General features: G+C 56.8%; 13 protein-coding genes and 1 tRNA gene. 6 read left to right on the top strand and 8 right to left on the bottom strand.

Translation table 11 applies throughout. From position 1 onward, the window contains the following. Positions 1 to 128 precede the first annotated feature (128 nt). From gmd to ACFE8X_RS14345, 3 genes are read left to right on the top strand one after another with little or no spacing between them, the layout of a single operon-like run. Entirely contained in the window at positions 129 to 1,220 is a 1,092-nt protein-coding gene (gene gmd, locus ACFE8X_RS14355) for a GDP-mannose 4,6-dehydratase (protein WP_375452171.1), read from the top strand. A gap of 4 nt (positions 1,221 to 1,224) precedes the next feature. After that, the gene (locus ACFE8X_RS14350) at positions 1,225 to 2,175 is read left to right on the top strand and encodes an NAD-dependent epimerase/dehydratase family protein (protein WP_375452170.1); all 951 of its coding nucleotides are present in this window, start codon (positions 1,225 to 1,227) and stop codon (positions 2,173 to 2,175) included. Beyond that, the gene (locus ACFE8X_RS14345; protein WP_375452169.1) at positions 2,172 to 3,383 is read left to right on the top strand and encodes a hypothetical protein; all 1,212 of its coding nucleotides are present in this window, start codon (positions 2,172 to 2,174) and stop codon (positions 3,381 to 3,383) included. Before ACFE8X_RS14350 ends, ACFE8X_RS14345 begins: the two co-directional genes overlap by 4 nt. Here ACFE8X_RS14345 and ACFE8X_RS14340 read toward each other — a convergent pair. The 4 genes from ACFE8X_RS14340 to ACFE8X_RS14325 all read right to left on the bottom strand — a co-directional run bounded on the left by ACFE8X_RS14340 (position 3,359) and on the right by ACFE8X_RS14325 (position 7,186). Further along, positions 3,359 to 4,792, bottom strand: coding sequence for a mannose-1-phosphate guanylyltransferase/mannose-6-phosphate isomerase (locus ACFE8X_RS14340; RefSeq protein ID WP_375452168.1), 1,434 nt, complete (start codon positions 4,790 to 4,792; stop codon positions 3,359 to 3,361). The genes ACFE8X_RS14345 and ACFE8X_RS14340 overlap by 25 nt on opposite strands. Before the next feature lie 66 nt (positions 4,793 to 4,858). Further along, positions 4,859 to 5,350, bottom strand: a complete 492-nt coding sequence (locus ACFE8X_RS14335; RefSeq protein ID WP_375452167.1) for a hypothetical protein — start codon at positions 5,348 to 5,350, stop codon at positions 4,859 to 4,861. A 311-nt stretch (positions 5,351 to 5,661) separates the two neighbouring features. Continuing rightward, entirely contained in the window at positions 5,662 to 6,315 is a 654-nt protein-coding gene (locus ACFE8X_RS14330) for an ABC transporter ATP-binding protein (RefSeq protein ID WP_375452166.1), read from the bottom strand. 67 nt (positions 6,316 to 6,382) lie between these two features. Next, the gene (locus ACFE8X_RS14325; protein ID WP_375452165.1) at positions 6,383 to 7,186 is read right to left on the bottom strand and encodes an ABC transporter permease; all 804 of its coding nucleotides are present in this window, start codon (positions 7,184 to 7,186) and stop codon (positions 6,383 to 6,385) included. Positions 7,187 to 7,519: 333 nt separating this feature from the next. Between ACFE8X_RS14325 and ACFE8X_RS14320 the strand changes: the two genes are divergently transcribed. From ACFE8X_RS14320 to ACFE8X_RS14310, 3 genes are all read left to right on the top strand, one after another. Continuing rightward, complete coding sequence (locus ACFE8X_RS14320) at positions 7,520 to 8,635, top strand: glycosyltransferase (RefSeq protein ID WP_375452164.1); 1,116 nt, start codon at positions 7,520 to 7,522, stop codon at positions 8,633 to 8,635. Between the two features lie 113 nt (positions 8,636 to 8,748). Further along, a complete protein-coding gene (locus ACFE8X_RS14315; RefSeq protein ID WP_375452163.1) occupies positions 8,749 to 9,726 on the top strand; it encodes a methyltransferase domain-containing protein in 978 nt (325 codons plus the stop codon). Between the two features lie 418 nt (positions 9,727 to 10,144). Then, entirely contained in the window at positions 10,145 to 10,540 is a 396-nt protein-coding gene (locus ACFE8X_RS14310; RefSeq protein ID WP_375452162.1) for an FkbM family methyltransferase, read from the top strand. Between the two features lie 58 nt (positions 10,541 to 10,598). On the opposite strand, the gene ACFE8X_RS14305 is transcribed toward ACFE8X_RS14310, so the two are convergent. From ACFE8X_RS14305 to ACFE8X_RS14290, 4 genes are all read right to left on the bottom strand, one after another. Then, on the bottom strand, positions 10,599 to 11,537 hold the full coding sequence (locus ACFE8X_RS14305) for a GDP-mannose 4,6-dehydratase (RefSeq protein WP_375452161.1): 939 nt from the start codon (positions 11,535 to 11,537) through the stop codon (positions 10,599 to 10,601). 10 nt (positions 11,538 to 11,547) lie between these two features. After that, complete coding sequence (locus tag ACFE8X_RS14300) at positions 11,548 to 12,876, bottom strand: class I SAM-dependent methyltransferase (RefSeq protein ID WP_375452160.1); 1,329 nt, start codon at positions 12,874 to 12,876, stop codon at positions 11,548 to 11,550. Positions 12,877 to 12,999: 123 nt separating this feature from the next. Further along, positions 13,000 to 15,093, bottom strand: a complete 2,094-nt coding sequence (locus ACFE8X_RS14295; RefSeq protein ID WP_375452159.1) for a hypothetical protein — start codon at positions 15,091 to 15,093, stop codon at positions 13,000 to 13,002. Between the two features lie 358 nt (positions 15,094 to 15,451). After that, positions 15,452 to 15,527, bottom strand: a tRNA-Arg gene (locus tag ACFE8X_RS14290). Positions 15,528 to 15,640 lie beyond the last annotated feature (113 nt).

The raw sequence follows: 15,640 nt of genomic DNA, 5'->3' as shown, positions 1-15,640 counted from the left end.
GCTACCCGCTCTGATTCTTGTGAATCCGACACAATAGCGTTATGGCACGGCACAAGTTCGCCTCGGGGCCCACATAGCGCCGTAAACCGGGCATATCGACCTGACGAGTAATGCAAAGGACAATAAGATTGAGCAAGAAGGTCGCCCTTATCACCGGGATAACGGGCCAGGATGGCGCTTATCTATCTGAACTCCTGTTGGCCAAGGGCTATTCGGTCCATGGCATAAAGCGCCGGACGTCCCTTTTCAACACCACTCGAATTGATCATCTCTATCACGACCCGCACGAAACAGGCGTGGACCTGACGCTTCACCACGGTGACATGACCGATTCGTCGAGCTTGATGCGCATCATCCAGCTCGTACAGCCCGACGAGATTTACAATTTGGCCGCACAGAGCCACGTTCAGGTTTCCTTTGAGGAGCCTGAATATACCGCCAATGCCGACGGCTTGGGCGCGTTGCGCATCCTTGAAGCCATTCGCATTCTGGGGCTAGAGAAGAAGACCAAGTTCTATCAGGCTTCCACATCGGAGTTGTATGGTTTGGTTCAAGAGACACCGCAGACCGAGACGACGCCGTTCTATCCGCGTTCGCCCTATGCTGTCGCCAAGCTTTACGCCTACTGGATCACCGTCAATTACCGCGAATCTTACGGGATTTATGCCTGTAACGGCATCCTGTTCAACCATGAGTCGCCCATCCGTGGCGAAACGTTCGTCACCCGCAAAATCACGCGAGCCTTGGCTCGCATAAAGCTGGGCGTCCAACAGAGCCTCTATCTCGGCAATCTGGACGCACTGCGCGACTGGGGACATGCCCGCGATTATGTAGAGATGCAATGGCTCATGCTGCAGCAAGAGCAGCCGGAAGATTTCGTGATCGCTACGGGCCAGCAATACTCCGTCCGGGAATTTGTGGTCGCCGCAGCATCCCATCTCGACGTTGCGATCCGCTGGGAGGGCCAGGGGGTCGATGAAAAAGGCTATGACGAAAAGACCGGACAGTGCATCGTCGCCGTGGACCCACGGTACTTTCGGCCTGCCGAGGTCGAAACCCTGCTCGGCGACCCCACCAAGGCGCGGGAGAAGCTGGGGTGGACACCTGCGACAAGCTTTGCCGACCTTGTACATGAGATGATGGACGCGGACCTCAAGTCCGCCGAGAAAGACGAGCTGGTCAAAAAGCACGGCTACATGCATTTCGCGCCCAAGGAATAGTCTGGTGAATTTGCGGAAGCTCAAGCCAAATCCCAGAATTCTCGTTACGGGATCTGGCGGCGTTTTGGGTCGGGCTGTGCTTGAGCAGCTCAACCTGAACACGTTCACCAATGTTATCGCTCCGAGCAGGTCCGAACTTGACCTGCTCGATGGCGAGAAGACGCTCGACTTTGTTCAGAACAACAGACCCGACGTGGTTATTCACCTGGCATCCGTGGTTTTCGGGTTGGCTGGGAATATGAAGAACCAGATGCTGTCGATTGAGCAGAATACAATGCTCAATAACAATCTGTTCTCCGCCCTCCACAAGCTGCCACCTGAATACGTGTTCTTTGCTGGCACCGTTGCGTCCTATCCCTACCCCTACAAGTCACTGCCGTTGCGCGAGCAGGATTTTTTCGATGGCCTGCCGCACCGGGGCGAGTTCGGTTATGCCAGCGCAAAGCGGCATGCCTACAACTATCTCAGCCTGTTGAAGTCCGAGGCGGGCATAGACTTCACCTACGGCGTCTTCACCAATTTGTATGGTGAAGGCGACAGGTTCGATATCGGCAACGGGCATGTCATTCCTTCCCTGGTTTCAAAAGCCTATTCCTGCTTCAATGACGGCAAAGCCCTGGAGGTCTGGGGCGACGGCTCGGCTGAGCGCGACTTTTTGCATGCCGAGGATGCCGCACGGGCGATCGTCCATTGCGTGAGCGTCGTTGCGGACGATCTGGTCAACATATCATCGGGTACTGCGGTAACGATCCGAACCGTGGCGGAAACGATCGCGGAGATAGCCGGCCTAAAAGCTGTGCAGTTCCAGGCGGACAAGCCCGTCGGCATTCCTAGCCGTGTTGTCGACAACGGCCTGCTAACGGCACTTGGTTTCGCACCAGCGATCGGCCTGGCGGTCGGATTGCAGCGGACCTATGAGTGGTACGCCAACAACTTTACCGAGGCACGTAAATGACAAAAATGGCCATCGTTTCCAGTTACTCGGAGAGTTGCGGCAACGCCACCTTTACCAAAGTGCTACACGACACGATCCGGCAATATAGCGATTACGAGGTCGAGGTCGTCGAACTGGACCTGAACTTGCTACAGTCAGTCCAGGGAACGATCCGGGCCGCCGCAGCGCGTCACATCGATGATTTGTGCAGCCGGCTGGCAAAGTTCGACTACGTCAACATTCAGCTTGAGGCCGGCCTCTATGGCACCTTGCCTGGCGACATTTTCCGGCGACTGCGCAAACTGATGCGCGCCAACCCCAATACGAGTGTCACACTACATTCGCCCAGATTGGTGGCAAACCCTACGTCAGGTCGTAGCGCCATCAAGCAATTTCTCAGCTTCCATATCAAATCCGCCATGAAGACCATGATGTCGGATTATCAGGCCAGCATCCATAACAGGCTCAACAGAAGGCTCGTGGAGGAAGCCGTCCGCAATGGCCACGCCGCGATCGTTCACACCAAGCGCGCGCAACGCCAGATCAAGACCTTCTTTGGATACGACAACGTTCACGTCCATCCACTGCGCCTCGTACCGGAAGGATTTCAGGCCAGCCGTTCGACGCTAGACAAAATCAAGGCCGGCCTTGGCATGGACGAGAATGCCGTTCTGATTGGGGTCTTCGGCTATATCAGTCGAAACAAGGGACATTTCGACGCTCTCGATGCCCTAAGCCAACTGCCAAGCAACTATAAATTGGCCATTTTCGGGCGGCAGCACCCGCAGACCATCAGGTCCGACGGCAGCAAGGATGAGTATCTCGCCAAGATGGTAAAGATGGTGCGGCGTAATCCGATGTTGAATGGCCGCGTGTTCTTTCTTGGTGAACTGGGCGACGAGGACTTCCTGCAGGTCGCAAGTGCGGTCGACGTGGCATGGTTGCCCTATTATGAAAACGGCCAGGACGGATCTGGCATCGCATCGATTGTCATGGACGTTTGCGGGCGAGTGCTGGCTTCCGCGTCATTTGCATTCGACGAGCTCAACAAGCTGATCCCGTACAAAAATGTCGCTCGCTTCGATATCGGCAACGAGCTTGAACTGGCTACCAAAACCCAGATGGTCATGACCCAGGCACTGCCGACAAAGCCTTATGGCGATGAAGGCACCTACAACATCCGCAGCCAGGCTCTTTCCTATGTTCAGGCTTCAAAGTCCGGCAGGTAATCGTGTTCGATGGCAGTGAAGCTGTCCGGATCGAGGTGTGACCCGGTCCGCACCTCGATCAGTTCCACCGTGATCTTGCCCGGATTGACGAAGCGCCGCACAGAGCCCGCCGGCAGAAGGATCGAACGGTTCTCGGGCAGCAGGCTCACGACGCCGTCAATGCTCACTTTGCCGGTGCCGCCCACAACGACCCAATGCAGGGAGCAGCCAAGCTGCTCCCCCAGCACCAGGGCGTTGCCGGGCTTGACAAATAGCCGGGTGACCCGGAAGCCCTCGCCCTGCAGCACAAGTGAGTAACTGCCCCAGGACAAAGCGGCAGTCCCGCCATTTACGGTCAGATTCCGTGTACCGGAACCTTCGCGCAGGCTCTTGACCAGCGACCCGACCTTCTGCGCCTCAGAGAGCTTGCCGACATAGATTGCGTCCGCACAGGCAATCGCGGCAATGTCATCGAGCCCCTCGACGACAACGTGCGCCCGGTCGGTGATGACCAGGGAATTGGTAGTGTTGGACAGCGTCGCCGGCCCTCGGACGCCATTGTGCAATTCGTCTTTCTCGGTGAACCTCCAGACGGCGTCCCAAGACCCCATGTCCGACCACTCGAAAGACACCGGGAGCACCGCGGCAGATTTGGTCCGTTCAAGCACCGCCGCGTCGATGGTGATATCGGGTGCGCTGGCGAATGCATACGGGTCCGGGCGGACGAAGTCACAGTCGGCCTTTGCGGCTGCAAGGGCGGCGCTGGCGGCGTTGACGGTCTGCGGGGCCAGGACACGGCACTCTTTCAGCAAGGCTTCCGCGCGGGCCATCAACATGCCCGAGTTCCACAAATAGCCGGCTGCCAGCATCTCTTGGGCACCCGCACGATCCGGCTTGCCGACAAAGCGCGCGACTTCGGCCATGTCGCCCTCGATTGCGGGGCCCCTCTCGATATATCTATAGCCGGTTTCCGGTATGGTCGGCCATACACCGAAATTGACGAGCCTGCCGGAGGCCGCCGCCGTTGCGGCAAGATTGATAGCCCGCCAATAGTCGTCATTCGGCGTCACGGCGAGATCGGCCGGCAATATATGCAGAGTTGTGCCGGGACCGAAATTCCGAGTGGCCATGAGAGCGGCGGCGGTGATCGCTGCGGCGGTGCCCCGTGCCACCGGCTCAAGCAAGATGCCGGACAGTGGTGCTCCCATCTCCAGCGCCTGCTCGGCAACGTGGAACCGATAGTCTGTATGCGTAACCACTAGCGCCGGCATGTAGCGCTCTACTTTGGCGACGCGCTTCAATGTCTCCTGGAACAGGCTCTGCGGGCCGGTGAGGCGGAGGAATTGCTTGGGTAGCGCAGACCGCGACATCGGCCACAGCCGCGTCCCCCGCCCGCCCGCCAGGATCACCGGCACAATCAACTGGTCCATCTGGGCACCGTGCCATATGACCGACCTCGTGTATCAAGCAAACCAGGTTGGTAGCAGCTCATAAGGTTAGCTCATCTGCTCTTCATCGCCGGAGCCTGCGCGATGGAACAGAGTGAACTTATCCCGCTCTAACGGATGGAAGCTGGCGAAGAAAAACTTCGTTGCCGATTGCCAAGTGGCGCGCCCATCACTCCCAGCGGCGCTTTCCGAATAGATCAGCGTTATTCCGACTATTGGGTTGTAGCTAGTGCTGCCCGTCCCGATCGCAACCCGCAGCCTGCTTGCATGCACGCGTTTTGAGTTAGGTCCTACCATGCCAAAGGGAACCTGATCTTCGGAAACGGAGTGAGTACCGATTTGATACCACTCTGTCTGGACCAAAACCGAGAAGGCGGGAGTCTGACCAGAATTCTGAATTTCCGCCCAAACAGTGACGCCGTCTTTGTCCACCCAAGCCTTGGGGACACTAAGATATGGGCGAAGCTGCTTCCGGTTTGCGACAATCGCGGCATTCGCGGTCGCCCTAGTTGCGTCCAGAGTCTGCTCGATCCACAGCACTCCCAGGACGCCGGTGATTGTCGCAACACACGCACATATAGCCATGGCCCATTGCGGCATATCTTGCCAAAATCGAAATCGCCCGTGCTAAGCATGTATCGCGCGCCCGTCTCAAAAAGCGCGACGAAGACAATAGCACCAAGGATCATCGCTAGGGCCACAGGCGCAGATTGGTCGTTTCTATGTCTGTTAGACATTGCAGTAGAAGCGCCGTTTATTTGCCCTCGATAGCTAATTGCGCACGTTGGCCCCTTAGAAGGATTGCCTGTTCAGCCCTGCGTTGGGCCCCTGTACCCAGCATGTATTCGGCGCTACAGTCCCGCGAATTCCACCTGCTTGCCGTGTTCCAGTTTCATAAACTTCTGGCAGAACATCTTGAGCAGGGCATCCGAATGGGAGGCAAGGACAAAGATGCTCGCCTTCTCGATGAACTCGGCCATGCGGCGCTGGGCCTTTTCCTGAAAATCCGCGTCGCCGGCGCCAAGCACTTCATCCACGATGAGTATCTCCGGATGAACCGCGGTTGCGACCGCGAACAGCAGCCGTGTCGTCATGCCGGCAGAATAGGTGCGCACGGGCATGGATAAAAAGCCGCCTAGCTCGGTGAACTCCTCGATACTGGCTATCGACGCCTCGGCGGAACTGTGGCTGGAGCCGAGCAGCATGGACATGCGAACGATGTTTTCATAGCCGGTCAGTTCGACATCCAGGCCCGCCCCAAGACCAAAAACCGTTGATATCTTGCCAGTCGCGGTCACGCTGCCCATGGTCGGCTGAAATATTCCCGCCATCGTCCGCAACAGTGTCGTCTTGCCGGCGCCGTTGTGGCCCACCAGGCCAAGACGGTCGCCTTCCTTGAGTTCGAAGTTTATATTGTCGAGCGCCACGACAGTCTTGATGCGACGGCTTTGTTGGGCAATGCGTCCGCCCGTGCTGACGGCGATCAAGCTGTTGCGCAGCGACATGCTGGACGAGTTGTAAATGGGGTATTCAACCGAAACCCCCGACATGCTTAGACTGACCATGATCTTCCTAAACCCAATAGGGCAAACGCCCGGCTTTTTTACCCGTGAGCCACAAGGCAAAAAGCCATGTCACCGCGGTGAGCGCTAGCACGACAAGGTAACTCGTCGCACTTGGCACATCTCCCATGATCGGATCGCGCACAATTCTGATCAGGTGAGCCAAGGGGTTGAATTCCAGCAACATCTGAGCGCTGCCCAATTGCCTCGTTTGAAATATCACCGGACTGAGGAAGAACATGATCGGCATAAAGGCGGAAATGAGGGGTTCCAGGTCGCGGTACCGTGAGCCGATCAACCCGAATATCTGGATGACCGAAACCATGTTGAGGACGACGATGGCCAGGCCAACAATCGACAGGAATGCGGCAGGAGACAAGGTCTTGGGAAAGATTGCGAACACCACGACGACCACGACCAGATTATGCGCTAGATTGATCAGCTGACGGAAAACCAGCTGAATGGAGAAAATGAAGCTGGGCGACTTTATGTTGGTTATCGCGGTCGCCGAGCGCGCGAAAACACCGGCAGATTCGGTAATGCATCCGGCAAGAAATTGCCACACGACCAGACCTATCGTGAGCGACGGGACAAAGGTCTCGAAGTCCGAATTCAGGAGGATACTCCAAACAAATCCCAGACCGGCTACGCCTATGGCCGTTCCGAACACCAGCCAAAGTGGTCCAAGCACGCTGCGACGATAGCGGGCTATCGTCTCCGTCCAGGCAAAGTATAATGGCAATTCGCGCCTCGACCAGGCCTGGGAGAGATCCGCAAAGCCAGCCCGAATGGCCATTGATTCATCATGCGGCATAGTTGGTTCCAACATTCTCACAGAATTTCGTCGATGACATCCTGCGATGCAGACGATTCAAAATTAGCGGGGCTCGGCGCGTTGCCGACCAGCCCTGGAGGAAACTGCCATACACGGTAATTTATCGGCAATCCACCGCTGAGCGCAGGCCCATCTGCACCAACATGGGGCCAAGCCTGTTGACAAGGTGACTAGCCAGGCTGGCTTATTGTAACAGCCGCACAGACGGCCCCTGGGCAGGTCGTCCCGCGAGACCGCAGCCATCGACAAGACGCTATTTCTGCCTCGCCATCTGTTGCAGCTTGAGAAATCAACATTCGGTAAAGTCATCCATTGAAAGTACTGCATTTTTTTAAGACCTACCTCCCCGAGAACTTCGCTGGAATCGAGAGGGTTATCTGGAATATTGCCGAAGGCACCTATCCCCTGGGTGTGCGCAGCGACGTACTTTCGCTGAGCCGCCAGCCATCAGGCGCACCACTGCCGATCGCAAATCACTTCGCCCATCAGGCCAAGCTGGACATCTACCTGGCGTCGACCGGCCTATCGCTATCGGTTTTCAGGACGTTCGAGCAATTGTCGAGGGACGCCGACATCGTGAACTTCCATTTTCCGTGGCCGATGATGGATGTGGTCCATCTTCTCAAGCCGCCGAAGTGTCCGACCGTCGTGACCTATCATTCGGACATAGTCCGCCAGGAACTTCTGTTGACCCTTTATCGTCCGCTTATGCATCGCTTCCTGGGCAGGGTAGATCACATAGTGGCAACCTCGCCGAATTATCTCGAAAGCAGCCCGACCCTCCAACGCTATCGTAACAAGACATCTGTCATCCCGATAGGAATTGACGGAACCAGGCCGACGTTTACCCTCGCTACGCTGTCGAAATGGCGCGAGCGCCTCGGCGCGGGGTTTTTTCTGTTCCTGGGTGTGCCCCGCTACTACAAGGGTCTCGAATTCCTCATCGAAGCGGCCAAAATTTCCGGCCTTCCGCTAGTCATCGCGGGCGCTACCAGGGCGGAGGTCGAGAGCCTGGTTGATGGCGATCTGGGCGGCGTCCAGATTGTCGGAAAAGTCTCAGATGAAGACAAGGAAGCTTTGCTCGAATTGTCGAAAGCCTTTGTTTTTCCATCGCACCTGCGCTCGGAGGCCTTTGGCGTTGCCCTGGTCGAGGCGGCCCGCGCCGGTCGGCCAATGATTTCCTGCGAAATTGGCACGGCTACAAGTTTTGTCAATAGCGATGGCCTGACCGGGATCGTCGTCCCTTCAAGAGACGCACGCGCGCTCGCCAGTGCGATGACACAAATGTCGCAGAATGACGAGATCACCCGGAAAATGGGATGTCAGGCGAGGGATTGGTTCGAGAGTAACTTTACTGCCGAAACAATGGCGCGTGGCTATCGCGATCTTTATGAGCAAATCCTGACCCGGCAGCGCGACCGCGATTAGCGAGGAACACAGACCTGGGAATATGCGATCCGCAAACGTTGGGCTTGGCCGCCTCTGGCAGATGAGCTGCGGTTGTAGGACGGTGCCGGTCATTAAGATTTTACACCCATCACTTGCAAGATACCCTGCATAGTGGTTTGGCACTTGGCGATCTTGACAATGGAAAGGGGCAGCATCTGATGTCTTATTGGCAACAACGAGATCAGTTTTGCGAGGCTATTTTGGCCCCACTGACCCTCAATGGCCGCGGGCTGGAAGTAGCGCCGTATTTCGACCCGCTGACGGACAAGACCCAGCTCAATGTACTTTACGCTGATTGCCTGTCCACCGAGCAAATCCGCAAGAAGGCCTCGGAAAATCCAGACCTGCGGACGTTTGCAGTTCCTGATATCGCCATAGTCTGGACGCCTGGAAAGGCACTACGCGACTGCATTTCCACGGGTGTGTCATTCGACTTCGCCGTCGCCTCGCATGTTTTGGAGCACGTACCCAACCCCGTGGGTTGGCTAAACGAAATTTTGCAGGTGATGAAGGTTGGCTCGGTTCTGGCGATCATCCTGCCGGACAAGCCGGCGACCAGCCACTACATGCGTCAAGAAACAACCGATTCTGAACTAGTAGGATGGTGGCTCGAGAGGCCTGCTATCCCCACACCGTCGCAGGTCTACGACCTCTTGAGCAACGGCTATCAGCGGAAAGATGGGGAGCCGCTGAAGTTCATGAAAAACTTCTCTGCTTCGCAACTTCGCCGGAGCTATGAGGACCATGAAGTCATGAACTTTACGCTCTGGAGCTTCAACGAGCGCCACTATCTGGATGTACATTGTTCGGTGTGGACGCCCGAGCGTTTTGTCTCCGCCATGAAACGTATGGGTGCGCTTGACCTTCTCAATGTCGAGGTAAGCGACTTCAACTCCCAAGAGCTGGACTTTGCCGTTCACCTCACCAAGCTCGGCGAGCCGTCGTCAACAGTCCCAGCCGTCAAGCCGTCAGAGCTGCGTTCGGTAGCCAAGACCGGTCTCCGGCAATCCAGGCTTTGGAGACGCGCTGCATCTGCACGTCGCCGGCTATTTGACGCGCTATCGTGCTAAATCCCGAATAACGGGGAGGTTGAGGACTGGGCGCACGGATGTGCTGGACCCAGGTATCCATCGGTACCCTAAACCATGGTCCGACCCATTCTCGTATGATACCAGTCGCCCGCGCATATTGGGTATAAGCATTCAAGGATTTGCTGATGACGGCCGAAGCAGACATAGATTTGATCGTCCTGAACACGTTTTTTCCCAACAAAACCGGTGTGCTGGTTGAAATCGGCGCGGCGCGGCCTGACTATTTGTCGATTGGCGCGCGTTTTCGGTCCTCGGGTTGGAAGGTCATCGCCGTCGAGCCAAACCCGGACTTTTGCGAAGCCCATCGTGCTGCAGGCCACGAGATACTCCAATATGCCTGCAGCGATGAAGAGTCCGACGATGCCAGCTTTTCGTCGACTCGCTGGGGTCGAACTACATGGGCGGCAAGGTTTCTTTCGAGAGCTTTTCCTCGCTTGGCATCAAGGATCAGTTCGCCGATCTGCTCGACACGGTCAAGGCCCAGACCAACGTTACCACCATCCCCGTAAGTGTTCGCAAGCTCGATACGATCCTCAAGAAGCACCATCCGGAACTGTCGCGGTTTGACGTGCTGGCCATCGACGTGGAAGGCTGGGAGCTAAACGTTCTGCGCGGTACGGACTTGGGCAAATATCGGCCGTCCCTGGTAATCCTCGAAAATGTCTTCAAGGATCCGGCTTACGGTGAGCACATGGAAAAATGCGGATACACCTTGTGGGAGACCCTCGAGCCAAATGAAGTGTATGTTCGAGAGAGCTTCGTAAAACGATGGGTCCGGCGCATCCTCGGATAACTTGCCTCGGGTGGATCACGCTATGCACGAGCTGATCCGGCGTGCTGCCCTGCCTCCATCAGCCGCCCAGGTAAGCGTCGACCATGCTATCGATGACCTGAGCCACGCCAACCTTCGGCAAAGGCGCGATTGCGGCCAGTCGCGTCAGGCTGACGTCAAATCTGGCCCTTAGTTCGGCCGTGGGGCGCTCTTCGACGATATGCGCGCCGATCGCCAGGCCATGCCGCGCAAAGGCAGACGTGACGACATCCCGCGCAAAGACTGTGGTGCCAGAGGCGATCACAAGGTCGGGCACCAGCGGCTTCGTGCCGAGGTGGGCCACGATTGCCATGAACTCCTCGGCCGAGCCCCAGTCTATCCAGAAGTTCAGCGTTCGCAGCGACAATAGGCTCGACGCGCCCGCCCTGGCGAGGGCGATGGTCTTGGCAATATCGGCCAGAAGGTATCCTTGCGACCGGCGCGGCGAATCGTGGTTGAAGAAGATCAGGTTCGTGGTCTCGATCCCATGGTCGCGACGATACTGGGCCATCAGGTCGCGCGCCGCGATCTTGCCGATCGAATAGAGGCAAGACGCGCCGATTGGCGTCGATTCATCGACCATACCGGTCATCGACGGCAAAAATATCTTGCTCGAGCTGGCATAGATTATCCGCATGTGAGGCAGGCACGTTCGCGCCACTTCCATGGCGGCATGCAAGGCCAGCACATTGACATGCATCATAGCGGCCCAGGCAGCCTCATAGGTGAAGCCGGAGCCGGTAGCGCCGTGGACGGCCGCAAAGTGGTAAAAATTGTCCGGCCTTGCAGCAAGCAGCAGTTCAGTAAGCTTGGCGAGATCGGCGGCGTCGAGGCAAACGTAGCAAAATCCCTCTTGCTCGGGGAGATAGCGCGATGTTGCATCGCGCCCTATGCCAATGACGGAGTGGCCCAGAAGCAGCAATTTCTCGCACAGGTAGCTGCCGTCCTGGCCATTGGCGCCGAGCACGATCGAGAGCATGGCCCGGCCCCTACTCGCTGAACAACAGGCGTTCCATGCTGGGCGTATCGTCGGTGGATTGAATGGCTTGGTCGTAATTGTCCCTGGTTACGATATCCACCGATGGCAGCGGAAAGATCATCTTGGTGCCGGACATGATCGCGTCCCGCTCGCGCGCGAGGAACTCACCCTTGAAGTGCCAGGGCAGCACTAGGTAATAGTCCGGCTTGAGCGCCCGGGACTCTTCTTCGGAGACAATCGGAATATCGGTGCCCAAGGTGCGGGATCCGACCTTCTGCGGATTCCGGTCTGCCGCGCATTCCACGATGACGCGATTGATACCATACCATTGCAAGAGCACGTTGCCCTTGGTGGATGCGCCGTAGACGTGAACGCGTTCGCCTCGTGCTCGAATATCGAACAGCACCTGCGTGAGGTCCGCCCGCGATTTCTCGATTCTTTGGAGGAAGGCCGCATAGGGCTTTGCGGTATCCAGTTCCATCTCGAATTCATTGATCCGGAGCTTGGACAGAAACAGCCGGTCATCGGCTGTGCCATAGGAGTTATTGTTGGCATGGCAGGCATAGCAGCGGATGCTACCACCGTTGATCTCGTTGATTTCCGCCTTGAAGATTCTGAGGCCGGCCATCCTGGCAATCGCTTCGATGACGTTGAGGTTATAATACTCCAAATGCTCGTGGCAGATCGTGTCGAACGAGTTCTGCAAAAGCATGAGCGGGAGGTAGGAAACCTCGAACACCCAGATGCCCTTCTCATTGAGAAGCGACTTTACGCTGGAGGCAAAACCAACCGGATCTTCGAGATCGTAGAACATGGCGATGGACGTGACCGCATCCAGTCCAGCAGTCGGCAGGGCGGACATGGCCTGGACCGTCGGGAAGATCGTGTTAATGATTGTGATATTGCCTTCAATTTCATTGGCGATATCTGATGGGTCTACGCCGTAGAGGGTCGAGCCTTCCGGATAGTTGGAAAGCAAAGTGCCATCATTGCACCCAATGTCCAGCACTGCGGGTGTCGCCACCTTAATCTGGTTGAGGACACTGGCAACGATTCCCGCGAGATGCTGGCGCATAGTATTGTTGGTGCCGGAACGATACCAATAATTCGCATAGAGAATTTCCGGCGGGAAAGAATGCGCCAGTTGAAGCAGGCCGCAGCCCCGTTCATTCTTGGTGACATCGCAGCGCACGAGCTGGGTAGGCAGCTTGCGCATGGGCGGTTTTACCGAACCTGGCTTGGCAAACGAGCCCTGCAGGTATTGCTCGCCCAAATCAACGGCCGGTGTAAGATGGGCGGAACCACAAATCCTGCAGGTTTGACGGTATGTCGGATGCAAGTCTAGATCTCCAATAATGCCAGAAACGGCGTGCCCGGCTCTATCTGGAACAGATCAGGGGCTGGGCCAGTACATTCGTTCGCCGGCTTGCGACAAGCCGGGCGCCCCTGCGCGGCATTGTGGTTATGCGGTTCCGCGTTGCGCTACGAGGCTGGCAAAACCGTATAGCATCTCAACTCCGTTCTCCGAAATAGTGAAATCGAGCGGGCGCTTGTTCCAGTCCGGCTCATCCACCAGCTTGACGTCGCCCATGGCTTTTACGAGCCGTTCCATGTCTGCATCGGTATAGAGTCGCACATCGGTGGACGGCTTGGCCTGGTCCGGAGTCCAGCCGTTGTCATAGTCGCAGGTAAGGACGATGAAGCCGCCTGCCGTCGTCATGGATGCCATATCGGCGGCGAAGGTTTCGTCATCGGGCACGTGCTCGATCACCGAGGTCGAGAACACGATGTCATAGGTTTCGCGCAGTTCCGGATGCTGCTTGCAATAGGTCCGCAGGTCCACATTCAAGGCAGGATCGATTTCGTCCACCTTGTAGCCCAGGGCCTTGAGGCTCATCGAGGCGGTGTCTTCATAGCTGCCGACGCAAAGCATCTTGCGATGCTTCCTGCGCTTTGCGAGCTGCTCGACCGCGGCCAGCATGAAGCCTTGCTGCACGTTCGCCTCGGGTATCTTCCGCGCCATGGCCGCCGGCTCCAGCGCCCAAAGCGTCTGGATCGCACTGGCGTAATGCTTTCTCGCCGCATCGTCCAACACGGTGTTGAACTTTGCCACGGTGACGACGGGCCACTTCAGGCGCTTGGGCGGCCTGATGCGGCCCAATAAGGCGCGCCCCTTCCGCTTGGCAAACGAAAGTACCCTGCGCATCTGGTACAGGCCTCGACCGCCCCCAAGTTTCGCCTTCAATGCCTCCTGAACCTCGATTGCCTCTGCATAGGCCTTTCTGAGATGATCGATGTCACCGGACATCTCGCTAGAGCCGCTTGCCGGGCTGGCGGCAGCATGCCCCAGATGGTGGACCAGATCGGACAATTTGGCCGTGTCGGTGTGATTGGCGAAACCGCTTCGCCCAAGTTCCACCGCCAGTCGCTTGATGAGCGCGGCCATGGTCTCGGGCGTATAGGTGTTCTTGGCTTGGCTCATACGCTCCGACTTGCCGGCATCGAAGAACATGATCCGATCTCTGAGGTCTAGATAATTGCCGACGTCGTACATCTCGAAACAGTCCCCGTACAATCTCTTGTAACCGAGGAATAGCATGGTGTGCGTGGCGACGATGGGCCGCCCGAGCTCGAAGGCCATGGACCCGACGCCGCTCGCCGTTTGACCCGCATCGTGATAGGGTACAACGACAAAGTCGCTATTCTGCATGGCCTGCCGGAACGCGTCATCCCCCAGGATGCCGGCAAAGCGGATTCTGCTTTCGAAGCCGGGCGTCCTTGCCCCTATCTCCGACGTCGTGTTCAGCAGGTCGGTGACATTCTCGTCGGTCTGAAAAGGCTTTAGCGAGAATGGATGGGCTCCCCCGACGATGAGCAGCTTATATTGGGGCGGCAGGTGTTCGAGCGCCCGCATGACGTTGCTGTTATCCTTATACTTGGACATCGCCCCGAACACGCCGACGACGACGTCTTGTTCGTCAAAGCCATACTTTTGCTTCCACGCCTTTGGATTGCTGTTCGCAGCAAGGCGGGCTTTTTCAGCAGCGGTGACAAAAGCCAGCGGATGGCTTGAAACGTCGGTAAAGCCATGGACCGAACGCAAAAGCTCCGCCTCGCTCTCGGAGTGGGCCACTATCTTGAAGGGGTGGGCAGCGTCGCGTTGCGCAATTTCCAAGAAAAGCTCCGCCTGCGCGACGGCAAATTCGCCACTTTTCCCGACGTCGACATCCACGCGATGCACGATCAATATCAGCGCCTTTGCAGCGGCGCAGCATCGCGATATCCGCTCCTTGCAGGCCTTCAGGTCATTTCCCCAAATGCCGAATTCCAAGTCGATCGTGACAAAATCAAAATCTGCCAAACTTTCGCAGATATCGTCGATGTGCTTTTCTGCGCGCGCCCGCTGAGCCGCCGGCCTCATCAATATGGCTGATTTAATATCGAAGACGGTGACGTCAAATTCTCCCGAATAAGACTGTTCCCTTAGCCGCGCGTACGCTGCTATGCCGCATGAATTGTCGTCGTAATTGCTTACGATCGCTAATCTGGGTTTCATGTCGGTCGCTCCCGAAGTCCTGTAGTATTAGTTAGTCGTTCACAATTTTTCGGCGGCATAGACTGACAAGTTGGTTTCGGTAACACGAAGCCAGGCTCAGACCAACAGCTGTTCCCTTGGCAGTCGGGTTTGGGAATGTTTTTGAAACGCGCGGCCGCTGTGAGAAGGGCCTTTAGGGTAGTACGAGGGCCACACCGGCCAAGTTACGCACTACCACATTCACAATTTTGATCGGTAGGGCGAGAAGAAGCATCGACACCCCGCAAGGCACAAATTGGTTCCGAAACGATTTGACTTAAATGCCCTGCGCCAACTGTCCCAAACTTGATATATTATATCAACGACTTAGTCTCATTTTTGGCGCACCGGAGGAATTCAAATCCCCGGCCTCTGCCTTCGGAGGGCAGCGCTCTATCCAGCTGAGCTACGGGTGCATATGTCCTGCTGAGAGGTTCCTCAACTGAACGGCGTCAACCTAGCTAAACCTTCTGGAAGGCGCAACATCCAATACACACAGGTAGAACGAAGTACCAAGTGCCTGACGGGG

The sequence above is a fragment of the uncultured Devosia sp. genome, assembly GCF_964244875.1.
GTDB lineage: Bacteria > Pseudomonadota > Alphaproteobacteria > Rhizobiales > Devosiaceae > Devosia.
This window is presented reverse-complemented; position numbering and strand designations above follow the sequence as displayed.